The following is a 25,701-nucleotide window of genomic DNA, read 5'->3' on the forward strand; positions in this document are numbered from 1 at the left end:
AATCTAGTTAATCTAGCTGTTGCATTAACTCCTCATAAGTTATTGTGCTCTTATTGCCAGACTCATCATCTGAAGATGTATAGAGGACATTTACTCGTATAGCTTTTAAACCAACAACACCTTGTACATCTTCTAATTCTAGGATTTCAACTTGATCTCCAAGGTATTTTTTACGCTGTAAAAATTTAATATAGCTTAGGTATTCTCTTTGTTCTGCATCTTGAGTGTATACTATTGCTATTTTACCTTTTTGAGTTACACGCTCTTCTGTGTTTTTCACAAAGGCTTTATCTATACGTTTTTTGATAATCTCATAGCGTGCATTATAAGCACCATCTATATCAAACTTCTTCTCATCCATTCTATATCGTATGGAAAGTGTACTGCTAAACACCAATATTAATGATGCAGCATCTAACTGTAACGGCATACTTTCCTGTATACGGTAAAATCTGTTTTCCATCTCACACATAGTGCTTAGCTGCCACAATCTGAGATTAGATAGGTAAAGCTCATCAAAAGGCTTATTCTTTTGAGTCATTGAGTTTCCTATATAAATATTATGATCTACACCATCTGTTTTATAGCGTTCAAAATAATGAGGATAAATTTTTTGAGCATCTAACTGCTTATTATCTATATATCTTGCTAAGTTCTTATTTATACGCTCCACAGTAAGATCATAATCCTTACGGTGATGATAAAATAATCCTGTATCTGGATTAATTGATGTTCTATATTCTAAAATTGCAGCTTTACAGGACTTAGAGCGTTTAGAAAGATGTTTAAACAAGGGTTTTATTTCGTGCTTAAACATATTAGAAATATTTTGCTCTGTAGAGGCATTTAAAGAATCTGACAATTCATCTTTAACCTCTATAATCTTATATTTTAATTGCTCATAAATAGGCAGCTCTTCTTCAGAACACGCAAGTTCTAAAATATCTAATACTGCATTTAGTTGTTCATCTAAATCGCGTTGAATGCCATCATTTCGAGCATCAGAAGATCCAACAATATCAATTTGGCCGTATAATGGATACACATCTTCAAAAGCTATATCTCTAAAAGATGCAATACCATCATCATCTAAATCTTCAATAAATCGTTTTGCTTCTTGTTCAAAAACCCAATGTACGCTAGGATGTATAGATGTGCATTCGTTTTGTATAACAGCTTTTATTCTATTTTCATAATCTCTTTTGTTACGCTCTACCGCAGTAACAATATATGGTAAGATGTCTTCTAACTTAATTGCATTAATGCTATTTAGCTCATATGGCTTATCAGACACTAGTTCTAATATTCCTAAAAGTTCTCCATTTTTAGCAATAGGAGCCAAAATACAGCTCTTTATATTGTTTTTTAGAAGGTTTTTAGAGAGTAGGTTATGATCGGTTGCATCTGCATATTTATCTACATCTACAATTGTAAAGTAAGACTTATCTTCTACTAAGTTTTTATATGAACTCTCACAAAGTACAGTACCACAATCTTGATTACTCTTTGAATCTAATATATAACTTCTTGCAGACTTGCCTTCTAAATAAGATAGGGTTTCATCTGTTTTATTAAAAGCTGTAAATCCAGCTCTTAAATCTCTTAGTCCGAAAATAGATCTAAAGATACTTTGAAAACGTTGCATCTCTTCGTCTGAATTATTTTCACGACTTAGAAGTGTAGTTTTTAGATTAGAAATTTCATCATCTATAGTTACATCAGTAAGGTTTACAATTGTAAAGCCTTTTAAAATCCAGCTCTTAGGAGGAAATTTAGATTTCCAAAGATCTATATCATTATAGTTCTGAATAAGAAGTTCTATATCATCTTTAGAAATATCTATAGAGCGATCTGTTGGTTCAATATCTATAAAATCTGCATTCATCGCGATGCGATAATGCCTCATTAATCCATCTTCATCGGGTATATCATAATAAAGCGGTCTAGAAAAATCAATAGGATATTTGTAATACTGCTTTATAATTATGATACAGGCATAGATGTAATATAAGTTCTCATCAAAGTTCCTTGCATCTAACTGAAAGTCTTCTCCTGCGTTATTAATTATACTTTTAAAACGTTTTGAAGCATTAAAGATAATATCGTGAAATGGGATTGATGCAGCCTTAATCTCATTGTCTGTTAAGATAGACGGAAAAAGATCATCCAATAAGATTTTAATAGCAGCTTGGTGTTTTGTAAGCTCTTCTAAGTCATTAATACCTTCTGTAAGCTTAGGGAATGAAGAGGCATACTTAAGTATATTCTCCATATTAGCTTTAGCAATACTGCTCGTTACAGAGCCAATCTCAGACTTGTATTGCTCTATAACTTTGTGAAAGCTCACCTTAATATCTAATGGAAACTCTTCTAGTTGCTGTTTCATATTCTAATTCCCTTGGCATTACACCAAATGTTTATAACTACATTCATTTAAAAATAAAGATTTACGTAAATCTTCTGTAAATAGATGTCTTCTCCTTATTTTTGTTTACAAAATTACACAAAATGAAAAAGATACTACTTATTGCAACCATAGCATTATGCTTTAGCTGTAAAAAAGATACAGGCTATGCCGTTAATGGTACTATAGATGAGTCGTTTAATGGCAAAAAAGTTTACATAAGCCACTTAGAAGAAAATAATGCTACTACAAAAATTGACTCTGCAGTAATTGCTGAAGGTAAATTTAAATTAGACCCTCAAGACACAGAGAGACAATACCTTGCTTTCTTAAATATTGAAGGTATTAGCCTAAACTTACCATTTATAGCAGAAAACGAAGCTATAAGTATGACTGTTTATAAAGACAGTTTACGCCAATCTGTAATTAAAGGTGGTGCTCAAAATAAAGTCTTCAAAGATTACCTAAATCATTTAACAGAAACTAATAAACGTATTTCTGAAGGCACTCAAAAAGCAAGAGAAGCTATGTCTCAAGGAGATACTGCTACAATCTCTTCTATTAAAATGGAACGTGAAGAGATTATAGAAAATGACAAGCTTTATAAAATAAACGTAGCTAAAGAACACAAAACATCTTTAGTTGCTGTTTTGGCGCTTACAGATTTAACTAACCTTAAAACTATTTCGAGTATTGAAGCTAAGGAGATGTTCGATGAGCTTTCTGATGAAGTTAAAACCTCTAGCCTTGGTAAGAATTTGTCTAAAATGTTATCTGCTCGTAGCGCTACAGATATAGGTGCAAAAGCTCCAGATTTTTCTGGTCCTACTCCAAATGGAGAAACGCTTTCTTTAAAAGATGCGTTGGGCAAAGTTACTATATTAGATTTCTGGGCATCTTGGTGTAAACCTTGTAGAATTGAAAATCCTAATGTTGTAAGGGTGTATGAAAAATATCACGATAAAGGTTTAAATATTGTTGGAATCTCTTTAGATAAAAGCACTCAAAAAGAGCGTTGGTTAAAAGCTATTGAAGATGACAACCTTACTTGGCAACATGTTTCTAACTTACAGTTTTGGCAAGAACCAATAGCACAACAATACGGTGTAAGATCTATTCCAGCTACATTTATATTAGATGAAAATGGCGTAATTATCGCAAAAAATTTAAGAGGCAAAGACCTTGAAGATAAAATGGCAGAGCTTTTAAATTAAGCACTTACGATTGATAGTTATCAAAATAAAAAAACGCCTAAGTTTTAAACTTAGGCGTTTTTATTTGCGACAATTTAAATATTAGTTGAGTGCAAAAACAACATTAACATCAATCTTAATTGCAATTTCTCCTTTAGCTAAAGTTTCTTGAGGTTCACTTCCAGCAAAGTCAGACTCCATAGCCATCATTCTTACTTTAGGAACTATAGGATTAGCTGTTCCCTGTTCAGAAATACTTATTGCCTTACCTATTGTTTGGTTTAATGTACTAGCATACTGCTCTGCTTTATCTTTTGCATTAAGCATTGCTTTTTTACGAGCTTCTACCTGCAAGCTTTCTAAGTTCTTTGCGCCAAATTCAATTCCATCTATTCTATTAATACCAGACTGCAATAAGCCACTCATTGTTGCATCGTATTGCTCTAAGTCTTCAATCTTTATACTAATAGATTGGTTTGAAGAATACTTATATTCTTTGGTGTTGTAGTTGTAGCTTTTATCTAAACGTACAAAGTTGGTTTGTATGTTCTTATCTTCAATCTTTAGCTTTCTCAAAAATTTAATGACATTATCTACAGAGGCATCTGTTTTAGTTTTAACATCAACTGCAGATGTTCCTTCTTCTTCTACCCTAACCTTTACAATGACGTGATCTGGAACAACATTAATTACACCTTCTCCTTTTACAGAAATTGTAGGTTGTGGATTTTGTTGAGCTGTCATCATAGTTGTGGTAAAAATTAAGGCTAATAATACTGTTAGCTGTTTCATAGTTTTTGTTTTCTTTGGTTAATTACAATAAAGATACCAAAGTTAAAAACCTGAACCAATTTATAGCTTACAAGAGTCTCAACTAAACTGCACTTAAATAAAATAATCTATATTTTACCTGTACGATGAAGTAGGTAAAGCACAACTATAGGTAATGCTAGCAACACAACCATTAATAAGTTTTGGCTTAAAACCCATGGCGCAAATGCTAATGTCATGATATAACCACCTACTGCGCCGCCAAAGTGCGCATCATGACCAATATTCCCTACTTGTTTTTTCATTCCATAAATAGAATATAGTAAATACCCTATACCAAAAATATAAGCTGGAATAGGAATTGGAATAAAGAAGAAATACAGGCTCATCTCTGGATATAATAATATAGAAGCATAAATTACACCAGACACTGCACCACTTGCGCCAACAGCACTATAATGGTATTCATCCTTATGAAAATAGTAAGACAATAAGCTACCTAAAGCAAGACTTACGAGGTAAATGATTACAAACGAAAAAGTCCCTAGCCTATTAATTACAACATTGGCAAAAAAATATAACGTTATCATATTAAAAATAAGATGCGGCACGTTGGCGTGCAAAAACCCAGAAGTAATCATTCTTACCTTCTCGCCTCTCTTAATAGCACCAATATTAAATTTGTATGATTCGAAAAACTCAAAATCATTAAAGCCTTTATAAGACACTAATGCATTTGCTGCAATGATAATAATAGTAACTATGGCTATATCGCCCATAAATATGTAATTTAAGACTCAAAAATACATTATTTTTGCCGAAATCTTTAACATGCAAAGACTAGCCTTTATACTTATTTACCCTTTACTTTTGGGGTTATCCAAACTTCCGTTTTGGTTATTTTATAGAGTTTCAGACTGTTGTTATTTTATTGTGTATTACATTATAAGATACAGACGAAATGTTGTAGACTCTAATCTTAAACGCGTTTTTCCTAACAAGACTAATTCTGAAATAGCTAAAATTAGAAAAGGGTTTTACAAACATATGTGCGATATGTTTTTAGAGATGATTAAAACGCTTTCTATCTCAGACAAAGAATTAAAAAAGCGTTTTGTTTACACCAATCTTGAAGCCCTAAGAGAGTTAGAAAACCTTAACAAAGGAAATATTATTATGTGTGCACACTATGCAAGTTATGAATGGATACTTTCTGCAGCTTTTTACAACTTTAAATACAAGACTTACGGTATTTATAAAAAAATTAAGAATCCGTATTTTGATAAACTAGTTAAAGACATAAGAAGCAGATATGACTCTACCATTATCACAACATTAGAGACACCTAAAACTATGATGCGTAACAAGGCTAAAGGTACATTAGCTAGTTATGGTATGATTGCAGACCAAGCTCCTAAAGGTGGTAAAACAGATTATTGGAGAGAATTTATGGGCATAAATACACCTGTATTTGTAGGTTCTGAAGTTTTAGCCAAACGCTTAGACCTTGCTGTTACATACCTGCATATAGAAAAAGTGAAACGCGGTCATTATGAAGCTACATTTAAAACTATAACAACAGAACCAAAAACCGTTGAGAATTATAAAATTACAGATGCTTATTTCAATTATTTAGAAGACCAAATACGAGAAAAACCAGAGCATTATTTATGGACTCATAAACGCTGGAAGCATAAAAGACCAGTTAATAGCTAAACTTATATTTATGCCAGCAAGCTCTAAAATAATATTAAAAATTACCTGCATTTGCGTAGTCGTGTTGTTTTTTGGTTGTAAAAACAAAGACCTCAGCAAGATTGATACCTATACTTCACAAGGTTCAATAAATGCAGTTATAGAAATTCCTGCAGGTACCACAAAAAAAATTGAGTACAATAAAGAAACACTTGAGTTTAATGTAGACCAAATTGATGGTAAAGATAGGATCATTAAATTTTTACCATACATAGGTAATTATGGTTTTATACCTAGCACATTAAGCGATACCGCCAAAGGTGGTGATGGTGATCCTCTAGACATTATTGTCATCTCAGAAACTAAGTCAACTGGGACAATTTTAAGCGTTATTCCTATAGCTGTTATAAGAATTGTAGATGAAGGAAGAAGATGATAAAATTATTGCTGTTCCTTCCAACAGCTCAGATCGTATTTTAGATATAGAATCATTTAAAGAATGGAAAGATTGTTATCCAGCAAGTATAGAGATGCTTTTAACTTGGTATAACAATTATGATTCTTCTGGGCAAAATGTTATATTAGGCATAGAAGATGAAACTGTAGCCAAATCTATAATCAAAAAGTGGCAATTGTAACCGTATAGCAGTATCACGTTATTAAAACAAGCATCATGAAAATCTTAATTAGCTTTATACTATTTATCTGCATAAATATGTCTTTGTTAGCGCAAGACAATTTTAATAATGCAAGAGCAGATGCCTATTTTAATTTATTAGATAAGCATAACAAATTTATGGGTGCTGTAAAAGTGACAAAAGATGGTGAAAACCTTTACAGTAATGCCATAGGATATGCTTCTGTAACAGATAGCATTAAAAATAATGTAGATACAAAATTTAGGATTGGCTCTATTAGTAAAACGTTTACTGCTACTATTATTTATCAACTTATCGAAGCTGGGAAATTATCATTAGACACAAAACTCTCTACATATTTTCCTAAAATTAAACATTCAGAAGAAATAACCATAAAAGAGCTGCTAAATCATAGAAGTGGTATTTATAATTTCACAACTAGTCCTGCATTTCCTTATATGATGTATAATGAAACTTCTCACGAAGATTTATTAGAGTTAATTTATAATTTAGAACCTGCTTTTTATCCAAACGATAAGTCTGAATATAGCAACACCAACTATGTACTTTTAAGTTATATAATTGAAGAAATTGAAGGCCAAGACTATGCAAAAAGTTTACAGTCTAGGATAGCAGAACCTTTAGGTTTAAAAAATACGTATTATGGTAAGGGAATAGAAATAGCAAATAATGAAGCCTCATCATTTCAATATGTTTCATCTTGGAGTAAATTAGACGATTCTCATTTAAGTATTCCTAGCGGTGCTGGAGCAATAGTTTCTACAGTTTCAGACTTAACTATTTTTATAAACTCACTTTTAACTACAGAGAAACTTATTACAAGTACATCATTAGATCAAATGAAAACTACTATAGATCATTTTGGTCACGGTTTATTTAAAGTTCCTTTTTATGAAGATTCTGGTTTTGGCCATGGCGGCTCTATAGACGGTTTTAAATCTGAGCTATATTATTTCCCTGCTTCTAAAATTGCAGTTTCAATATTATCTAATGGCTTAGCACTTAACTTAAATGATGTTTTAGTTACAGTGTTAAATATAGCTTACAATAAAGACGTTGAGTTGCCAGATTTTTCAGAATTCAATATCTCTTCAGAACTATTATCACAGTATGAAGGAACATTTAGCTCACCGAGTTTTCCTCTTAAAATTACTATATCTTCAGACGGTAATTCACTTAAAGCCCAAGCAAAAGGACAAGGTGCTTTTCCTTTAACAGCAAAATCAAAAACACAATTCGAGTTTTCTGGTGCAGGTATTAAAATTATGTTTGATAAATTGGAAGAAGGAATTTACAAGGAGTTTACCTTTACCCAAGCAGGACAACAATTTACACTTACACAAGAAGACTAATTACTAAACATTTCATGGAACCAATTAGAATTAATAAATACTTTACAACAATTGGCTTTTGCTCTCGCAGAAAAGCAGATAAGCTTATTGAAGCTGGTTACGTAACCGTAAACGGTAAACGCCCAGAAATGGGTCAAAAAATAGATCCTGCAAAAGATAAAGTACGCGTTAATGGAAAGCTTGTTGGACAAGAAGAAGAAAAACCTGTGTACTTAGTTTTTAATAAACCCGTTGGTATTGTTTGTACCACAGATACACACGTAGAGAAAGATAATATTATAGATTACATTAATTATCCTAGCCGTATATTCCCAATAGGACGATTAGACAAACCTAGTGAAGGTCTTATTTTCTTAACCAATGATGGAGATATTGTAAACAAAATATTAAGAGCAAGAAACCACCACGAAAAAGAATACATTGTTACTGTAGATCGTGTTATTTCTGATGATTTTGTAAATAGAATGAAATCTGGAATTCCTATTTTAGATACTGTAACACGTGAATGCGAAGTAGAAAAAATTACTGATTATATGTTTAAAATTGTGTTGACTCAAGGTCTTAACAGACAAATTAGACGTATGTGTGAGTATTTGGGTTACGAGGTACTAACCCTTAAACGTATTAGAATTATGAATGTAACTCTAGATATTCCAGTTGGAGAATATAGAGATTTTACAGATCAAGAATTTAAAGAGCTGCAAGATTTATTAGAAGACTCAGAGAAAACCGCTCCAGAAAATAACTAAAATGCTTAATTGCTAAAGACATATTGGTTTTAAGTTATTTTTAAATATTTTTTATTTTGAAGCACTTATCTTTAAAATTAAAATGGCAAAGAAGAACGATATACCTAGTGTTAAGAATGAGGAGCAATATGAAGCACTAAGAGACAAAGGCTATAGTAAAGAAAAATCTGCACGAATTGCCAATACACCAGATTCTGGTAAAAAAGGTGGTAAAGCAGATACTTATGAGGATAGGACAAAAGACGAATTATATAAGCAAGCCAAAAAAGTAGGTATAGATGGTCGATCAAACATGTCTAAAAAAGAACTTATTAAAGCATTAAGAAATAACTAACCAAACAGTATTAAATGTCTAAAATTAACCCTTTTCACTTAGCAATACCAGTACACAACCTTCAGAAAGCGCGTGAGTTTTATAGAGACGTTTTAGGTTGCCAGGAAGGAAGAAGCTCAGACCATTGGGTAGATTTTAATTTCTTTGGGCACCAATTAGTTATTCATTATAAAGAACAATCTAAATCTGAATCAAGCAATACTAATCCTGTTGATGGTAAGGATGTACCTATACCCCATTTTGGCGTTGTGTTACATTGGGCTGTATTTCAAAAATTTTCAAAAGACCTAAAGAGTAAACATATTGATTTTGTAATTGAGCCCTATATTAGGTTTGAAGGAAAAACTGGTGAACAGGCGACTATGTTTTTTTATGATCCTTGTGGCAATGCATTAGAATTTAAAGCCTTTAAAGATATGTCTCAACTTTTTGCATCCTAACAACCCATGAAAAAACTTTCTCCAACACTTGTAAGACAACTATTTGTCATAATTATTATCCTGTTTTTACTTATTTTAATTTTTAGAGAAATTATCCCTTATCTGGGTGGTGTTTTAGGTGCTATTACATTTTATGTTCTTCTAAGAAAATGGATGGTAATATTATTGCGTAAAGGTTGGAACGAAAACCTAGCAAGCGGTTTATTAATGCTTGGTTCATTTGTAGGGATCTTAGTCCCAATTAGTTTAATTATCATTATGCTAACCTCAAAGATTGGTAAAGCTGTAGATAACTCTGAACGTGTTATTGAAGCTGTAAAAACACAAGTTGACAAATGGGAGTTAAGCGTTGGTTATGACCTAAGCTCACAAATAGATACTGGAAAAATAGCAAGTTGGGTTGGAGATAATCTAAAGAATTTAGCTGGAGGTACTTTTGATGCTTTTATTGCAATAGGTATATTATATTTTATGTTGTATTATATGCTTACCAACCGTAGCCAACTAAGAGAAGCTTTAGATGAATATATACCAATTGGTCACGATAATTTAATTCTTATTGGTAAGGAAAGTAGTGATTTGGTAAGAGCAAATGCAATTGGTATTCCATTAGTTGCAATTTGCCAAGGTATTATAGCTCTTATTGGGTTTTTAATATTTGGTGTACCAGATCCTTTCTTTTGGTTTGTTATAACTACCATAGGATCTATGATTCCTTTTATTGGTACAGCAATTGGTATCATACCTGTCACAATTTTACTTTATGCACAAGGTATGCATTGGCAAGCTATAGCTATATTTATTTACGGTATGGTAGTCGTGGGTGCTACAGATAATTTTATACGTTTATATATGTTACAAAAGCTTTCTAATGTACACCCATTAATTACATTATTTGGAGTAGTTGTAGGTGTACCACTTTTCGGATTTATTGGTTTAATTTTTGGACCATTATTAATCTCTCTTTTCTTGTTAATTGTGAAAATTTATAAGAATGAGTATGGAAAGAATGAAGCTCGTCTTTAAAATTTGATTCCTCAAAAAATCAATCTCTCAACGAAGTATTTTACCTTTCATCAGTAAGTTTAGTTGTATTATATTAAATAATATTAAATTATTATTATGTTAATCAGATAATTAATATCATTGATAGTTATTAAAAAATCAATAGTATTATGAACTTGAAAACTACCTTACTTTTCTCTGTGTTAGCCTGCTTATTCTTGTCAGGATTGCACGCTCAAAACGGGAACGATTGGTCTAGATCGACTAGACAAATTACACAACAAGAAGTTGGCTTTAGAAATGATCATATGCCAACAACTTTTGAGCTTTTCAATTTAGATATTGAAAACTTAAAAAGCAAATTATATAACGCGCCTAAACGAGGTGAGTTTTTCGGAAAATCTAATCATATTATTAGTGTTCCTACAACTGGAGGAAATTTTGAAAGATTTGGAGTTTTAGATACTCAAACATTACATCCAGAGCTACAAGCTAAATATCCAAACATAAGAAGTTATGTTGCTCAGTCTTTAGACAATCCTGGTAACTATATGCGTTTTAGTGTTACTAATAGCGGTTTACATGCTAGTATTTCAAGACCTGGACAATCTACAGTTTACATTGACCCTTATACAAAAGACAAGTCTGTCTATATGGTTTATAAAAGAGACCATTTGGTAAACTTGTCTGTAGGAGAATTTTCTTGTGAGACAGACAATTCTTTTGTAGAAGTAGATAGAGGTTCTTTCCCTTCTAACACGTTAAGAGCTACAAACGACACTAAAATTAGAGTGTTTGAGCTAGCATTATCTTGTACTGGAGAATATGCTCAACTTTTTGCAGGCACTGGTGATGAAGCTACACAGAAAGCTAATGTACTATCCGAAATGGTGGTTGCTATGAGCCGAGTAAATAGTGTTTATGAAAAAGAAATGGGAATTACATTTGAGTTGATACCAAATACAGACCTAATCATTTATTTAGATCCAGAGACAGATCCATGGGATGGTGAGTATAATGACAAAACTCAAGAGGTAATAGATATGGTAATTGGTGACGAGAATTATGATATAGGTCATAATTTTAATACTTCTGGTGGTGGTAATGCTGGATGTATAGGGTGTGTTTGTAATTCAGGAAATAAAGGTAGTGGTTATACAGGTCTTCCAAACCCAACAGGCGATCCTTTTTATATTGATTACGTAGCACATGAAATGGGACACCAAATTGGAGGATACCACACCAACAATGGAACACTAACGTGTTTAAAATCTGGTAATAATACTGAAGTAGAACCAGGAAGTGGCTCTACAATAATGGGGTATGCTGGGATTTGCCTTGGTCAAAATGTTCAAGATCAATCTGATGATTATTTTAACTACGTAAACATAAGAGATATAAGTGCTAATATACAATCTGGGGTAAGCTCATTTTGTCCTGATATAATAGAAACATCTACAATTAACAATGCACCAACAGCAGATGCTGGCGCAGATTATACAATTCCTATTAACACTGCATTTCAACTTACCGGTGTTGGTGAAGATCCAGATTCAGATGATATATTAACTTACACTTGGGAACAAAATGACAATGAAGACATGCAATCACCATTACTTCCTATAGCTTTAGCTACAGCTGGACCTATGTTTAGATCTAGAAGAGGTACTGTAGAACCTTTTAGGTTTTTTCCTCAATTAAGTGATATTTTAGACAACAACCTTACTCCTACTTGGGAAGTAATCCCTAGCAACCAAAGAGATTTTGAATTTGCATTAACTGTAAGAGATAATGTCATGTATGCAGGGCAAACGGCAGATGATTTGATGACCTTATCTACTGATATTTTAGCTGGTCCTTTTGAAGTTTCTTCTCAAAACAATGCAACAACTTGGATACAAGGAGAAACAGAAACCATCTCATGGAATGTTGCAGGAACAGATGGCACATCAGTAAATTGTCAAATTGTAAACATCCTGTTTTCTGCAGCAGGTGATTTTTCTGATACTGTTGTTTTAGCTTTAAACACCCTAAATGATGGTGATGAAGACATTACTGTGCCGCCAACTTTAACTACTACTGGAAGACTTATGGTAAAGGCAGCAGATAATGTGTTTTTAGATGTTAATGATAGTGCTATTACTATTGAAGAAGCTGTTGAAGCTACATTCTTTTTAACTGCAAATGAGGTAGAAAAAGACGCTTGTTCTAATGCTGGTTCAGAAACTCTTACATTTACTTACACACCTTCATCATCGTTTACAGAAACTGTAACATACTCTGCAACAGGATTACCTACAGGAGCTTCTGCTACATTTTCACCAGAGACTTCTAGTACGACTACAGAAACTGTAACAATGACAATAAGTGGTTTTGAGAATGCTTCTTCTGGAGATTATGTAATTACATATCAAGGTGATTCTGGTAGCTTATCTAAAACTCAAGATGCTACAATTTCACTTATAGGTACAAACTTTGACACACCAAGCTTAAGTGCTCCTGCAAATAACAGCGAGAACCAAAGTACTTCTCCACAATATATGTGGTCTGAAGATTCAACAGGTGCTTCAGAATCTTATACTATTGAAGTTTCTACAAACGAAACTTTTACAAATATTATTGAAACAGCTACAGTTGAAACAACAATGTACAATTCTTCTATAGTCTTAAATGAATCAACTAACTATTATTGGAGAGTAAAACCATTTAATGATTGCGGTGAAGCTGAGTTTACAAACTCAAATCAATTTACAACTGGTGTTTCAACATGTAATAGTGAAGAAAATACATCTGCAACACTAACAAGCTCAATAGTTTCAGTAACAAGTTCTATAACAATAGATGATGATTTACCTATCTCTGATATTAATGTTTTAATAGATTTAAAGCACACATATGTTTCAGACCTTACTTTAGAACTCGAAAGCCCTTCAGGTACAACAGTAGTATTAATTAGTGGTGCTTGTGGAGAAGAAGATGATATTTTAGCAACATTTGATGATGCTGGTAATGTAAATTCATGTTCTGGAACACCAACAGTAAATGGTACTGTAAGACCACAAGATGCCCTTTCTGCTTTTAATAATGAAAGTACTCAAGGAACCTGGACATTAACTATTTCAGATTCATTTATTGGGGATGATGGTACACTTGATTATTGGGCTATTGAATATTGTGGCATTGACGAAGTGTTGACAACAAATGATGTAACATTAACTAATGATATCATTATGTACCCTAATCCTTCTAATACAACTGTAAACTTTAGTTTCTCTAATTCTAAAAATTTAGATGTGAAATTATTTGATATGTTAGGAAGATCTGTTTTAAAAACAACACTATCTCAAGCTAACAATACGGTTAATGTTTCTAACTTAGCAACAGGTGCTTACTTAGTGCAAATTAAAACTGATAATGGTAAGACTACTACTAAACGATTAATTGTAGAGTAATTAATTTACCAAGCTCAATACTAATGAAAGCCAGCTAAATAGCTGGCTTTTTTTTTATACTAAGAGATTATATCTGTATTTTTAAACCTCAGTTAAACCTCAGTTAAACCTCACTTTAAAGAACCTACCAGCATTGCTTAATGTTACTTAAACTTGAAAATACATACTAATTTATTGTATATTTTTTTGTAAATAAAATTTTAAAAACTAAACCCAAAGGCTCCTGTAACACCAAAACTTCTGGCATCTGTATTATTAAAATAGTTCCCTCTAAAATGAAAATCTAACCTAAATATTCTAAAAATATTGCCTACTCCGAAACTGTATTCATAGTAAGGTTCTAGGTCTGGTGCTTGTAAAAATATACCTGAAGCATCTAATGCTCTATTTTCATCAGATAGTGTTCCGTATACACCTCTGACTCCTACAATCTCTCTCAAGTTTAAATCTCTAATCAATGGAATTCTAGAAAAGAACCTTCCATTAAAATTATGTTCTAAATGAAATGAGGTATAGGTGTCTGTTACAAACTCATAAAAGTTTAATAAAGGAAAAGAATTAAATATAGAGAATAACGTTTGGTTACCAGGTACAACACTTAACAGTGCCAATGGCACTTCTCCATAAGTTTTACCAGCTTCTAGCGTAGTTGTCATTCTTCCTATTCCACCTATTTTCCAAGGTTGCCTGTAAAACAGTTGTACTTTTTGGTAATCAAAATCGCTATCAATTAAATTTTTAACACCCAATGTATAATTTAAAAATACATTAGCATATTCACCTTCATTAATAAGCGTGCGCTCCACTCCGTAACCTGTAGTTTTTCTTCCTGGCGTATAAGATAGCTTTGTAGAAATCTCTGCTTGTTGTAATTCTGAGGCTATCTGTGTTCTTGCTTCATCTATAAAGTAATCCAAACTAAACGTAGGTGATGCAGATTTTAAAGTTTTATATGTAAAATCTGTCCTGAAGCTAAAATTCTTTTTTGGTTCAAACTCTATGGCAACATTGGTAAGATTAATAGAACTTAACCTATCATTACTACCAACTGTAATTAAAGATGATGATGCCAAACTTCTCCCTAGCACATCTGTACTGTTGGTCAAGCTAGCACCTAATTGCTCTATATCTCGCCTATTACCAGCAGATAGGATAAGCCTAGATTTTCTATCTAAAAGTACTTTTCCAGAAACACCATATTTAAATTGGTTGTCCTTAAAGCCATAAGCACCGTAACCTTGAAAACGCCAAAGGTCATTAAGTGTTCCATAAGTTCTACCGCCAAAACGTACCCGTAAGCCTTCAACAGTGTTATATCCAAATGTTGAAAATACAGGACCATAATCCCAACCATCATAATCTATATATCCTGTTGCTAGTATAGTTCCTATATCATAAAGTCTTTTAAATGCTTTTACAGTTTTTAAGGTATCTAACATTTTATATACACCCTTTTCATCTTTATTAAGTGCTTCTTGACGCTTGTTATGCCAAAAGGCATCATCCCTATTGTAAATAGCTTCATTAAAAGGGTCTACCTCATTATCATAAAAGTCTTTTGGTTTCTTTATATCGAACTTATAATTATCATATAAGGTTGTTCGTTTACCATAAATACCTCTAGCCTCTTCTTTCTTTCTAAAAGAAAAGTCTGACATAAAGTAGTCTCTTGTTATAAGGAATGTTGAATCGTTTAAAACATCAAACTCTTGTTCAATATAAACTTCTTTTACCCAATTGATATTTGCACTTTTAGATACTCTTAAGTTAATATCTTTTATAGCCCAAGTAGAATCATTTACCCAAAAATCTCCTTTAAACGTGAGTTCATTTTTACGTCTTGGATAATACACAATATTATAACACCACTTATTGTCTATATAAGCACTATCTGAGAGCACATAATTATACACACCTACACCTGTTTTAGATAATGGACTAGTAAAACTTTTATCGAAAAATTTTATGTAGTTATCGTAAACATCATAATCTGCATACAGGTCTTTTATAAATGCAATAAGGTTTTGATTGTTACTAAACCCTGAATTCTTATTTCCAAGAAGGTCCTTTTTTTCTTCGTTTAGAGTGTTATCTCCAAAAATCTTAGAGGACTCTTCATTTATGAAAATTGGAAGGTAAGTTTTTCCTGTAATGTTATTGGTGTCTGTTTCTTCAAAGATAAACTCCATACCATTAAAAATTCTACTTTCAATAAGCGTGCTATCAATTGTATTTAAATCAAATTCTAGCTTTTCGTACTTATCGTATTGGTATTGTTTAAATTTCTTTACACCATTTTCTCTTCTGTTTTCCCAAATTTTCTTGAGAATATCTATTGCAGGATTATTCTTTTTAGAAGTTTTACCTTGATAAATAATAACTTCACTCAAAGAGTTTTCTTCTTCTTTAAGTGTTATTTTCAAGTTGTAATTACTGCGTTTTTCAAGAACAAATCGCTGAGTTTCAAACCCCACAAAACTAACTGTTAATGCGTCGTAATTATTATCAGACTCTACATAAAAGCGACCTTCTTCATTGGTAATTGTACCAACAGTTGAACCTTCTAAAATTACATTAGCAAAAGGGACAGGTTCTCCGTTAGAGTCAAAAACCTCACCACTAGCTTTAGTTTGAGCTAACACAGACAGTGTAAATAAACTAAAACAAAAAAATAAACTGTATCTCATCATTACTTTTAGAAGGTTACTTGGTCTTTAAATATTAAAAACCTTTCACCTTTATAAAATTCTTTATTTACATACAGTAAAAAACAACCTGTGCTTTATCCCTAAACAGAACGCCAAGATTTAAAATCTTGAATTACTTGTACATCACTTTTTTAACAGCCGCAACAACATCGTCACTATTTGGCAACCATTCTTTTAAAAGAACTGGTGAGTATGGTGCTGGTGTATCTGCTGTATTTATTTTTATGATTGGTGCATCAAGGAAATCAAAAATTTCTTCTTGCACTCTGTATGCAATTTCAGAAGAAATATTACCAAATGGCCAAGCTTCTTCTAGAATAACTAATCTGTTAGTTTTTTTAACAGACTTGTATATGGCATCAAAATCTAAAGGACGAACCGTTCTTAAATCTATAATCTCACAAGAAATATCTTCTTTAGCTAAAACCTCTGCTGCTTCATAAGCCTGCTTTATAATCTTACCAAAAGAAACAATAGTTACATGCTCTCCTTCACGCTTAATATCTGCTTTCCCTAACTCGATAGTGTATTCCTCTTCTGGAACCTCACCTTTATCACCATACATTTGCTCGCTTTCCATAAAGATAACTGGATCATCATCTCTTATAGATGCCTTAAGTAGTCCCTTTGCATCATAAGGATTAGATGGCACTACTACTTTTAATCCAGGACAATTAGCGTACCAGCTTTCAAAAGCTTGTGAGTGTGTAGCGCCCAATTGCCCAGCAGAAGCTGTAGGACCTCTAAATACAATAGGAATATTAAATTGACCGCCAGACATTTGTCGCATCTTAGCAGCGTTGTTTATTATTTGATCTATACCAACCAAAGAGAAATTAAAGGTCATAAACTCTACAATTGGCCTATTACCATTCATTGCAGATCCTACTGCTATACCAGCAAAACCAAGTTCAGAAATTGGTGTGTCTATAACGCGCTTAGCGCCAAACTCATCTAACATGCCTTTAGAGGCTTTGTAAGCACCATTGTACTCTGCTACTTCTTCACCCATTAAAAAGACGCTTTCATCTGCACGCATTTCTTCGCTCATTGCTTCGCAAACGGCTTCTCTAAATTGTATTTCTCTCATATTATATAAATGTCAAATTGAGATAGTAAAACTATCATGCATTTTAAGGTCAACAAAAATAGCAATAACAATGAATATCGATGTATTATAAAATAGAATATTTTATTATGCGCGCATAGCATTTTTCATTTCAATTTAGTATATTCGCATCACAATAAAATTAGTTTAAAAAACAGTCTATTATATATGAAAATTCTAGTATGTATAAGCCACGTGCCAGACACAACGTCTAAAATCAATTTCACAGATGGCGACACAAAGTTTGATACCAATGGTGTACAATTTGTAATAAACCCTAATGACGAATTTGGTTTAACTCGTGCTATGTGGTTTAAAGAAAAACAAGGTGCCAGTGTAGATATTATTAATGTTGGCGGCCCAGAAACAGAACCTACGTTAAGAAAAGCATTAGCTATTGGAGCAGATACAGCTATACGTGTTAACACACCTGCTTTAGATGGTTACCAAGTAGCAAAAGAAATAGCTGCAGTAGCTAAAGATGGCGACTACAACCTTATTATTGCTGGACGTGAGTCTATTGACTATAATGGTGGAATGGTACCAGGAATGTTAGCAAAATTATTAGATGCTAACTTTGTAAATACCTGTACTGGTTTAGAAATAGATGGCGAAACTGCAACTGCTACAAGAGAGATAGATGGTGGTAAAGAAACACTTTCTGCTAAATTACCTTTAGTAGTTGGTGGCCAGAAAGGTTTAGTTGAAGAAAGTGATTTACGTATTCCTAATATGAGAGGTATTATGATGGCTCGTAAAAAACCATTAAATGTAGTTGAACCTACTGGAGCGTCTAAAGAAACTCAAGCCGTAAAGTTTGAAAAGCCTGCCCCTAAAGGTGCTGTTAAACTTGTTGAAGCAAACAACTTAGACCAACTTGTAGACTTATTACATAATGAAGCTAAGGTGATATAATTGTAGTTTACAATTTTATCATTATTCATTTTAACTTATAAAATAAAAACATGTCAGTTTTAGTATATACAGAATCAGAACAAGGTCAATTTAAAAAGACCGCTTTAGAAGTAGCTTCTTACGCTAAAGGAGTTGCTAAAATGTTAGGCGTATCTGTTACAGCCGTAGCATTTAATGCCGAAGATACTTCTACACTTGCAACTTATGGTGTAGATAAAGTATTAAATGTAAAAAATGACAAGCTAGAAAAATTTAATGCAGAAGCTTATGCAGATGCATTAGCTCAAGCAGCTAAGAAAGAAGATGCTAAAGTCATTATTGTAAGCCAAAGCGCTAATGCAAAATATTTAGCACCATTATTGGCTGTAGATCTAGAAGCTGGATACGCATCAAACGTTGTTGCTCTTCCAGAAAACACATCTCCTGTAACAGTTAAGCGAACTGCTTTTACAAACAAAGCGTTTAATATTACAGAAATTACTACAGACAGAGCCATAATCGGTGTTTCTAAAAATGCTTATGGTTTACATGAAACAGAAGCTAGCGGAACAAATGAAGATTTTATTCCAGAATTAGGCTCAGAAGATTTTACAGTTAATGTAGAAAGTGTAGATAAAGCTACAGACAAAGTAACAATTGCAGATGCAGAAGTAGTTGTTTCTGGAGGTAGAGGACTTAAAGGCCCAGAAAATTGGGGTATGATTGAAGAGCTTGCAGACGTTTTAGGTGCTGCAACAGCATGCTCTAAGCCAGTTTCGGATATGGGATGGAGACCACATAGTGAACACGTAGGACAAACTGGAAAGCCAGTTGCATCTAACCTATATATCGCAATAGGAATCTCTGGAGCAATACAACATTTAGCAGGTATAAATGCCTCTAAAACTAAAGTAGTAATTAACAACGATCCTGAGGCACCATTCTTTAAAGCTGCAGACTACGGTGTTGTTGGAGATGCTTTTGAAGTTGTACCAAAATTAATTGAGAAGCTTAAAACATTTAAAGCAAACCAATAAAATAAAGATAATATAAGTCTTTAACGCATAATTTTTATAAATTGTGCCACAAATTAAGGCTGTTTAAACTTAGGTATAGCCTATCTTTAAACAGTCTTTTTAATTGAAATCACATGAGTTTAGTCCGCTTGGACATTAAGGGTATTTCCTATAGCCAAACACAGAATGGTGCTTATGCACTTATTTTAAACGAGCAGGAAGGCAACAAACAGCTACCAATAGTTATTGGTGCTTTTGAAGCACAATCTATAGCCATAGCTTTAGAAAAGGATATTAAACCACCAAGACCACTTACACACGATTTGTTTAAGAATTTTTCTGAACGTTTTGAGATTAATATTAAACAAGTTATCATTCATAAATTAGTTGATGGCGTATTTTACTCTAGCCTAATTTCTGAACGCCAAGGTGTAGAGGAAACAATTGATGCCCGCACAAGTGATGCCATTGCATTAGCACTTAGGTTTGATGCACCTATTTTTACATATCAGAATATATTAGACAAAGCAGGTATTTACCTGAATGCAGAACCAAAATCTGCAAAAGAACAACGTGAAGAAGCAGACACTATTTTAGACAGTGTAATGCCAGATGAACCTTTATCATCGAGCAGCTCTTCAGATTATTCAAATTTATCTCTCAAGGAATTAAACAAGATGCTCGACCAAGCTGTTAGCAAAGAAGACTATGAACAGGCTGCGCTATTAAGGGACGAGATTTCTAAACGAAATTAAATTTATGTTGAAACACTACATCTCTTTAAGCATTATTTGCTTATGTCTGGCCTTTTCTAATCTTACATCTGCACAAATACAAAACACTTGGGAGTTTACAAGTGTTACCAATGCACAAGGAGAAGAGCTATTTCAAATAAACAGCGAAAACGACATCCTAACAATAAAAGAAGGTCGTTTTAACTACAGCCTTGAGGCTAATAATATAGAAGCAAGTGGAGATTATATGCTCCAAAACGATTTGTTAGTTTTCTTTTACTCTCAACCAAAAGATACAATTAGAAGATTTAGAATAACTTACGAAAGTGACTCTGAATTATCTTTTAAGGAAAATGAGAATACCTATAACTTTAAAGCGACCTCTCAAAATGTAACAGAAGTTTTACCGGTTAATACCTCTAAAGAATTAATACCTAATGGAGGCTTTACATTTAATAGCTTTTGGCGTGGCGCTATAGGTATGCTATCCCTACTTATTATTGCTTTTATATTTAGCAGCAATAGAAAAGCTATTAATTGGAAAACTATTGGTGTAGGATTAGGCGCACAACTTCTTCTTGCAATTGGAGTTTTAAAAATATCTTTTGTTCAAAGTATTTTTGAATTTGTAGGTAAGATATTTGTGAAGATTTTAGATTTTACTGCTGCTGGTAGTGAGTTCCTTTTAGGAGGAATGATGGATGTAGATAGCTTTGGCTTCATCTTTTTGTTTCAAGTACTTCCAACAATTATTTTCTTTTCAGCGCTAACCTCTATCCTATTTTATTTAGGTGTTATACAAATAGTAGTAAAAGGCATGGCTTGGGCCTTAACAAAATTATTAGGTATATCTGGAGCTGAGAGCCTAAGTGTTGCTGGTAATATATTCTTAGGTCAAACTGAAGCACCTTTAATGATCAAGGCTTATTTAGAGCGCATGACCAAGTCTGAAATTTTATTAGTCATGGTTGGCGGTATGGCTACAGTAGCTGGTGGCGTATTGGCGGCTTACATCGGGTTTTTGGGTGGAGATGATCCTGCATTACGTTTAGAGTTTGCCAAACACCTTCTCGCTGCATCTGTGATGGCTGCACCTGGTGCAATTATTATTTCTAAAATACTTTTTCCACAACAGGAAAAAGTAAACAAAGATGTAGAAGTTTCCTCAGACAAGATTGGATCTAATATTTTAGATGCCATAGCAAATGGTACTACAGAAGGCTTAAAGCTTGCAGCAAATGTTGGAGCAATGCTATTAGTATTTATAGCTCTTATAGCAATGGTAAATGGTATTCTTGGATATGCAGCAGGTTTTGATGGGTTTACAATTGCATTTTTAAATATAGACTGGCACTTTACTTCCTTAAATGAAGTCATTGCAAACAATACAACCTATAATGCATTGTCTTTAGAATTTATTCTAGGTTATACATTTGCACCACTTATGTGGTTAATTGGAGTAGCAACAGATGATATTGCTCTAATGGGACAATTGCTAGGTATCAAGTTAGTTGCAAGTGAGTTTGTTGGGTATATACAATTAGCAGATCTTAAGAATTCTGCAAATGCATTAAGTCTCAACTACGAAAAGTCTGTAATCATGGCAACGTATATGTTGTGTGGTTTTGCAAATTTTGCTTCAATAGGTATACAGATTGGTGGTATAGGATCACTAGCGCCTGGACAACGAAAAACCTTGTCGCGATTTGGAATGAAGGCACTTATTGGCGGTACACTAGCATCTTTACTTTCTGCAACAATAGCAGGAATGATTATAGGTTAACCATAACGCTCAACAAAACTTTCAGCCCAATCTTTAGCTTCGTCTACCGTTTTAAAAAACGCAAAGGAGTTTTTAAAAAGACGCTGTTCTTTAATTAGCTGATCAAATATTTTCTCTGCTTTAGAAACTATGGCTATACCAATTACCTGCTTAGGATTAGCAAGTTTATAGGATTTTAAATCTATAGTTGTTTCCTCTTTTCGGTCTACAATAATTACATATTTACGTTTACCAAAATGATTAAGCACGTCTTTAGACTGCTCAAGCGTCATATTACAGTTTTCTTTTAAGTTTACAAAAGAGTAATGCTCTGTAAGCTCAAGTGTTGCGAAGCCGTAATCTATCTTCTTAAACATAGCTATTATTTAACTGCATAGGCCACAAAAGATGCCGCCCAATCTTTTGCTTCTTCTAAACTTTTAAAGAATGCAAAAGAGCCTTTATACATTTCTTGTTCTTTAATTAAGTCTTCACTAGCATTTTCTTTACTAGTCACAATAGCTATTCCTACCATACGTTTATGGTTTACATACTTGTATGCATCTATATCAATTGAAGATGCAAACTTTCTGTCTGAAATAACTACGTGAGGGTTCTTCTTATAAAAGTCATTAATATCGTTCATAACGATTTTGCACTCTTCTAACGAAAGAAATTTATTCTCAACTAAATCGAGATGACAGTAAGTTTCATATAAATGAAAATTCCCGAATGGATATTGTATTGTTTTCATAGCATTAATTACAATTCTACAAAATTATAATATTTTCCTAAACAATGTTAAGGTATTCCTAAAATATATTGGTTAATAAGTAAATAATATTTTTTAGGACTCTAATTAAGACCTTGAAATTTAATTTAATACTTTAGCCTCATAACTAAAACTTAGACTTTAAAATGAAGCAATACCATGATTTAATGCGCCATGTATTAAAAGCAGGCGTACAAAAAGGAGATCGTACTGGTACTGGTACCAAGAGTGTTTTTGGTTATCAAATGAGATTTAATTTGAGTGAAGGTTTCCCTATGGTTACTACTAAGAAACTTCACTTAAAATCTATTATATATGAGCTATTATGGTTTTTAAATGGAGATACCAATATTAAGTATCTGCAGGATAACGGCGTACGTATCTGGAATGAGTGGGCAGATGAAAATGGCGATTTAGGACCAGTGTATGGCCACCAATGGCGTAATTGGAACTCTGAAGAAATAGACCAGATTAAGGATATAATAGATACATTAAAAAATAACCCTAACAGCAGACGCATGTTAGTTTCTGCTTGGAATCCTAGTGTGATGCCAAATACTTCTGAAAGTTTTAGTGAAAATGTAGCTAAAGGAAAAGCTGCATTACCACCTTGTCATGCTTTCTTTCAGTTTTATGTTGCAGAGGGAAAGCTGTCTTGTCAATTATACCAACGTAGTGCAGATATATTTTTGGGTGTGCCTTTTAATATAGCCTCTTATGCCCTACTTACTATGATGATAGCTCAAGTATGTGGTTATGAAGCTGGAGATTTTATACATACTTTTGGTGATGCCCATATTTATAACAATCATTTTGAACAAGTTGAGCTGCAACTCTCTAGAGAATGCAGACCATTACCAAAAATGCAAATTAATAAAGACGTAAAAGATATCTTTGGCTTTAAATTTGATGACTTTACGTTAATAAACTATAATCCGCATCCGCACATTAAAGGTGCTGTTGCCATTTAAAACTTTACTATGAAAAACCTACTATTACTAGTTGTATTTTTAATTAGCGGCATGAGCTTTGCCCAAGATGGTGTTAGTGTATCTGGAAATACAGTTTCTATGAGAGAAATCCCACCAACTTGGCCAGGTTGTACTGGAAGCGAGTTAAAAAAGAAAAATTGCTTTAATCAAAAGCTAGCACAACACATTGGTAAAAACTTTAAATTTCCAAAAGAATATAAAGCAGAGGATAAAGGCACTAAAGTAATTGTAACTTTTATAATTAATGAAGAAGGGAAACCTGAAATTAAAGAAGTTACTGGCGGAAAACCTTATTTACAAGAAGAAGCAAAGCGTAATATATTGCAAATTCCTGAAATGAAACCTGGAATGTTAGGCGGAAAACCAAGAGCTATTCAATACAAAGTTCCTTTTAATTTTTAGTTTTTGTTTAAAACTGTCTTGAAAAATATTTAGTAAATTTGAGTGTAAGCCTAAAGCTTGCACTCTTTTTTTTATGATAGCTACAAATACAATCCTAGATTTCTTCCTAGAAACTAGACATACAACAGAAACCATTTGCAAGCCACTTGAAATTGAAGATTATGTGGTGCAACCCATTGTAGATGTATCTCCACCAAAGTGGCATCTAGGTCATAGCACGTGGTTTTTTGAAGAGTTTATTTTAAAATCTTTTAAAGATAACTACGAATGCTTTAACGATAGTTATGGTTTTGTTTTTAATAGCTATTACGAAAGTTTTGGTAAACGTGTTGTAAGAACAAATCGAGGTAACCTCTCAAGGCCAACTGTAAATGATATTTATAAATACAGACATTATATCACCAAACAAATGGAGCTTCTATTACAAGACAATGACTCCGAAGAATTAATTGAACTTGTTGAAATTGGTATACATCACGAAAAGCAACATCAGGAATTATTAATTACAGATATAAAATACATTTTAGGTAATAACCCCTTATTGCCTAAATACAATGATACATTTACAGAGCATACAGCAGAAAATCACAATAGAGAATGGCTTTCTGTAAATGAAGGGTTATATGACATAGGTCACAACTCTAAAGATTTTTGCTATGATAATGAATTGGGCAGACACCAAGTATTTATTAACGCCTTTCAGATTTCCAATACATTAGTTACCAATGGTGAGTTTATGGAGTTTATGGAAGCAGATGGTTATAAAAATGCATTATTATGGCACGCAGAAGCTTGGGATTGGCTTAGCACAGAAAATATTTCAGCACCACAATATTGGCATTTTGATAATAATATTTGGCAACATTATACTCTACAAGGCTTAAAGGAGATAGATCCTAATGCACCACTTACACATATTTCTTATTATGAGGCATTCGCGTTTGCTCAATTTAAAGGCTTAAGACTACCAACAGAGTTTGAGTGGGAAGTCTCTCAACATTTATTTAATTGGGGACAGCGTTGGGAATGGACAGAAAGTGCTTATTTACCATACCCAAACTATAAAAAAGCAGATGGTGCTTTAGGCGAGTATAATGGTAAATTTATGGTTAGCCAAAAGGTGTTAAGAGGTGGTTCTGTTGCTACTTCATCTAAACATACACGACCAACATACCGTAATTTTTTTCATCCAAATTTAAGATGGCAGTATACAGGATTAAGGTTAGCTAAATAAACACGACTACTCTTTCTTTTTACAG

General features: G+C 33.0%; 22 protein-coding genes and 1 pseudogene. 16 read left to right on the plus strand and 7 right to left on the minus strand.

The window, feature by feature from the left end; translation table 11 throughout:
• Positions 1–7 precede the first annotated feature (7 nt).
• On the minus strand, positions 8–2,386 hold the full coding sequence (locus CA2559_RS13025) for a hypothetical protein (RefSeq protein ID WP_013188380.1): 2,379 nt from the start codon (positions 2,384–2,386) through the stop codon (positions 8–10).
• 122 nt (positions 2,387–2,508) lie between these two features.
• Here CA2559_RS13025 and CA2559_RS13030 point away from each other — a divergent pair, with 122 nt between their 5' ends.
• Positions 2,509–3,618, plus strand: coding sequence for a TlpA disulfide reductase family protein (locus CA2559_RS13030; protein WP_013188381.1), 1,110 nt, complete (start codon positions 2,509–2,511; stop codon positions 3,616–3,618).
• Positions 3,619–3,699: 81 nt separating this feature from the next.
• Here the strand turns inward: CA2559_RS13030 and CA2559_RS13035 are convergent, their stop codons facing one another.
• Complete coding sequence (locus CA2559_RS13035; protein WP_013188382.1) at positions 3,700–4,389, minus strand: SIMPL domain-containing protein; 690 nt, start codon at positions 4,387–4,389, stop codon at positions 3,700–3,702.
• A 107-nt stretch (positions 4,390–4,496) separates the two neighbouring features.
• Positions 4,497–5,147, minus strand: coding sequence for a rhomboid family intramembrane serine protease (locus tag CA2559_RS13040; protein WP_013188383.1), 651 nt, complete (start codon positions 5,145–5,147; stop codon positions 4,497–4,499).
• A 52-nt stretch (positions 5,148–5,199) separates the two neighbouring features.
• On the opposite strand from CA2559_RS13040, the gene CA2559_RS13045 reads away from it, so the two are divergent.
• The 8 genes and pseudogenes from CA2559_RS13045 (at position 5,200) to CA2559_RS13080 (ending at position 14,054) form a co-directional block, all read left to right on the plus strand.
• On the plus strand, positions 5,200–6,084 hold the full coding sequence (locus CA2559_RS13045) for a lysophospholipid acyltransferase family protein (RefSeq protein ID WP_013188384.1): 885 nt from the start codon (positions 5,200–5,202) through the stop codon (positions 6,082–6,084).
• 10 nt (positions 6,085–6,094) lie between these two features.
• Positions 6,095–6,701, plus strand: a pseudogene (locus CA2559_RS13620) (inorganic diphosphatase).
• A 35-nt stretch (positions 6,702–6,736) separates the two neighbouring features.
• A complete protein-coding gene (locus CA2559_RS13055) occupies positions 6,737–8,074 on the plus strand; it encodes a serine hydrolase domain-containing protein (RefSeq protein ID WP_041241036.1) in 1,338 nt (445 codons plus the stop codon).
• Between the two features lie 14 nt (positions 8,075–8,088).
• Positions 8,089–8,823, plus strand: a complete 735-nt coding sequence (gene rluF / locus CA2559_RS13060) for a 23S rRNA pseudouridine(2604) synthase RluF (protein WP_013188388.1) — start codon at positions 8,089–8,091, stop codon at positions 8,821–8,823.
• A gap of 82 nt (positions 8,824–8,905) precedes the next feature.
• A complete protein-coding gene (locus tag CA2559_RS13065) occupies positions 8,906–9,157 on the plus strand; it encodes a DUF7218 family protein (RefSeq protein ID WP_013188389.1) in 252 nt (83 codons plus the stop codon).
• A 14-nt stretch (positions 9,158–9,171) separates the two neighbouring features.
• Entirely contained in the window at positions 9,172–9,597 is a 426-nt protein-coding gene (locus CA2559_RS13070) for a VOC family protein (RefSeq protein ID WP_013188390.1), read from the plus strand.
• Between the two features lie 6 nt (positions 9,598–9,603).
• Positions 9,604–10,623, plus strand: a complete 1,020-nt coding sequence (locus CA2559_RS13075) for an AI-2E family transporter (protein ID WP_013188391.1) — start codon at positions 9,604–9,606, stop codon at positions 10,621–10,623.
• A gap of 149 nt (positions 10,624–10,772) precedes the next feature.
• Complete coding sequence (locus CA2559_RS13080) at positions 10,773–14,054, plus strand: reprolysin-like metallopeptidase (protein WP_013188392.1); 3,282 nt, start codon at positions 10,773–10,775, stop codon at positions 14,052–14,054.
• Between the two features lie 200 nt (positions 14,055–14,254).
• Here the strand turns inward: CA2559_RS13080 and CA2559_RS13085 are convergent, their stop codons facing one another.
• Positions 14,255–16,741, minus strand: coding sequence for a DUF5686 and carboxypeptidase-like regulatory domain-containing protein (locus CA2559_RS13085; RefSeq protein WP_013188393.1), 2,487 nt, complete (start codon positions 16,739–16,741; stop codon positions 14,255–14,257).
• 133 nt (positions 16,742–16,874) lie between these two features.
• Positions 16,875–17,852 carry a pyruvate dehydrogenase complex E1 component subunit beta gene (locus CA2559_RS13090; protein ID WP_013188394.1) on the minus strand — a complete coding sequence of 326 codons (978 nt, stop codon included), beginning with the start codon at positions 17,850–17,852 and terminating at the stop codon, positions 16,875–16,877.
• Between the two features lie 186 nt (positions 17,853–18,038).
• Here CA2559_RS13090 and CA2559_RS13095 point away from each other — a divergent pair, with 186 nt between their 5' ends.
• From CA2559_RS13095 to CA2559_RS13110, 4 genes are all read left to right on the plus strand, one after another.
• On the plus strand, positions 18,039–18,785 hold the full coding sequence (locus CA2559_RS13095) for an electron transfer flavoprotein subunit beta/FixA family protein (protein ID WP_013188395.1): 747 nt from the start codon (positions 18,039–18,041) through the stop codon (positions 18,783–18,785).
• Between the two features lie 50 nt (positions 18,786–18,835).
• Positions 18,836–19,801 (plus strand): electron transfer flavoprotein subunit alpha/FixB family protein, encoded by a 966-nt coding sequence (locus CA2559_RS13100; RefSeq protein ID WP_013188396.1) that lies wholly within the window; start codon positions 18,836–18,838, stop codon positions 19,799–19,801.
• A 113-nt stretch (positions 19,802–19,914) separates the two neighbouring features.
• The gene (locus tag CA2559_RS13105; protein WP_013188397.1) at positions 19,915–20,535 is read left to right on the plus strand and encodes a bifunctional nuclease family protein; all 621 of its coding nucleotides are present in this window, start codon (positions 19,915–19,917) and stop codon (positions 20,533–20,535) included.
• Positions 20,536–20,539: 4 nt separating this feature from the next.
• On the plus strand, positions 20,540–22,297 hold the full coding sequence (locus CA2559_RS13110; protein WP_013188398.1) for a NupC/NupG family nucleoside CNT transporter: 1,758 nt from the start codon (positions 20,540–20,542) through the stop codon (positions 22,295–22,297).
• Here the strand turns inward: CA2559_RS13110 and CA2559_RS13115 are convergent.
• Together CA2559_RS13115 and CA2559_RS13120 are read right to left on the minus strand one after the other, a co-directional pair.
• Positions 22,294–22,653: a hypothetical protein gene (locus tag CA2559_RS13115; RefSeq protein WP_013188399.1), complete on the minus strand. Its 360-nt coding sequence runs from the start codon at positions 22,651–22,653 to the stop codon at positions 22,294–22,296. The two genes, CA2559_RS13110 and CA2559_RS13115, sit on opposite strands and share 4 nt — an antisense overlap.
• Positions 22,654–22,658: 5 nt before the next feature.
• Positions 22,659–23,030 (minus strand): hypothetical protein, encoded by a 372-nt coding sequence (locus CA2559_RS13120; RefSeq protein ID WP_148232824.1) that lies wholly within the window; start codon positions 23,028–23,030, stop codon positions 22,659–22,661.
• A 164-nt stretch (positions 23,031–23,194) separates the two neighbouring features.
• On the opposite strand from CA2559_RS13120, the gene CA2559_RS13125 reads away from it, so the two are divergent.
• The 3 genes from CA2559_RS13125 (at position 23,195) to egtB (ending at position 25,676) form a co-directional block, all read left to right on the plus strand.
• On the plus strand, positions 23,195–24,019 hold the full coding sequence (locus CA2559_RS13125; protein WP_013188401.1) for a thymidylate synthase: 825 nt from the start codon (positions 23,195–23,197) through the stop codon (positions 24,017–24,019).
• Positions 24,020–24,028: 9 nt separating this feature from the next.
• Positions 24,029–24,442, plus strand: a complete 414-nt coding sequence (locus CA2559_RS13130; protein ID WP_013188402.1) for an energy transducer TonB — start codon at positions 24,029–24,031, stop codon at positions 24,440–24,442.
• A 73-nt stretch (positions 24,443–24,515) separates the two neighbouring features.
• Positions 24,516–25,676 carry an ergothioneine biosynthesis protein EgtB gene (gene egtB / locus CA2559_RS13135; RefSeq protein WP_013188403.1) on the plus strand — a complete coding sequence of 387 codons (1,161 nt, stop codon included), beginning with the start codon at positions 24,516–24,518 and terminating at the stop codon, positions 25,674–25,676.
• The last annotated feature ends 25 nt before the right edge of the window (positions 25,677–25,701 follow it).

This window comes from Croceibacter atlanticus HTCC2559 (genome assembly GCF_000196315.1).
GTDB lineage: Bacteria > Bacteroidota > Bacteroidia > Flavobacteriales > Flavobacteriaceae > Croceibacter > Croceibacter atlanticus.

Coding starts and splice junctions, on each gene's coding strand:
- CA2559_RS13025 (WP_013188380.1), bottom strand. CDS start 2,386: ATGAAACAGCAACTAGAAGAGTTTCCATTAGATATTAAGGTGAGCTTT.
- CA2559_RS13030 (WP_013188381.1), top strand. CDS start 2,509: ATGAAAAAGATACTACTTATTGCAACCATAGCATTATGCTTTAGCTGT.
- CA2559_RS13035 (WP_013188382.1), bottom strand. CDS start 4,389: ATGAAACAGCTAACAGTATTATTAGCCTTAATTTTTACCACAACTATG.
- CA2559_RS13040 (WP_013188383.1), bottom strand. CDS start 5,147: ATGGGCGATATAGCCATAGTTACTATTATTATCATTGCAGCAAATGCA.
- CA2559_RS13045 (WP_013188384.1), top strand. CDS start 5,200: ATGCAAAGACTAGCCTTTATACTTATTTACCCTTTACTTTTGGGGTTA.
- CA2559_RS13055 (WP_041241036.1), top strand. CDS start 6,737: ATGAAAATCTTAATTAGCTTTATACTATTTATCTGCATAAATATGTCT.
- rluF (WP_013188388.1), top strand. CDS start 8,089: ATGGAACCAATTAGAATTAATAAATACTTTACAACAATTGGCTTTTGC.
- CA2559_RS13065 (WP_013188389.1), top strand. CDS start 8,906: ATGGCAAAGAAGAACGATATACCTAGTGTTAAGAATGAGGAGCAATAT.
- CA2559_RS13070 (WP_013188390.1), top strand. CDS start 9,172: ATGTCTAAAATTAACCCTTTTCACTTAGCAATACCAGTACACAACCTT.
- CA2559_RS13075 (WP_013188391.1), top strand. CDS start 9,604: ATGAAAAAACTTTCTCCAACACTTGTAAGACAACTATTTGTCATAATT.
- CA2559_RS13080 (WP_013188392.1), top strand. CDS start 10,773: ATGAACTTGAAAACTACCTTACTTTTCTCTGTGTTAGCCTGCTTATTC.
- CA2559_RS13085 (WP_013188393.1), bottom strand. CDS start 16,741: ATGAGATACAGTTTATTTTTTTGTTTTAGTTTATTTACACTGTCTGTG.
- CA2559_RS13090 (WP_013188394.1), bottom strand. CDS start 17,852: ATGAGAGAAATACAATTTAGAGAAGCCGTTTGCGAAGCAATGAGCGAA.
- CA2559_RS13095 (WP_013188395.1), top strand. CDS start 18,039: ATGAAAATTCTAGTATGTATAAGCCACGTGCCAGACACAACGTCTAAA.
- CA2559_RS13100 (WP_013188396.1), top strand. CDS start 18,836: ATGTCAGTTTTAGTATATACAGAATCAGAACAAGGTCAATTTAAAAAG.
- CA2559_RS13105 (WP_013188397.1), top strand. CDS start 19,915: ATGAGTTTAGTCCGCTTGGACATTAAGGGTATTTCCTATAGCCAAACA.
- CA2559_RS13110 (WP_013188398.1), top strand. CDS start 20,540: ATGTTGAAACACTACATCTCTTTAAGCATTATTTGCTTATGTCTGGCC.
- CA2559_RS13115 (WP_013188399.1), bottom strand. CDS start 22,653: ATGTTTAAGAAGATAGATTACGGCTTCGCAACACTTGAGCTTACAGAG.
- CA2559_RS13120 (WP_148232824.1), bottom strand. CDS start 23,030: ATGAAAACAATACAATATCCATTCGGGAATTTTCATTTATATGAAACT.
- CA2559_RS13125 (WP_013188401.1), top strand. CDS start 23,195: ATGAAGCAATACCATGATTTAATGCGCCATGTATTAAAAGCAGGCGTA.
- CA2559_RS13130 (WP_013188402.1), top strand. CDS start 24,029: ATGAAAAACCTACTATTACTAGTTGTATTTTTAATTAGCGGCATGAGC.
- egtB (WP_013188403.1), top strand. CDS start 24,516: ATGATAGCTACAAATACAATCCTAGATTTCTTCCTAGAAACTAGACAT.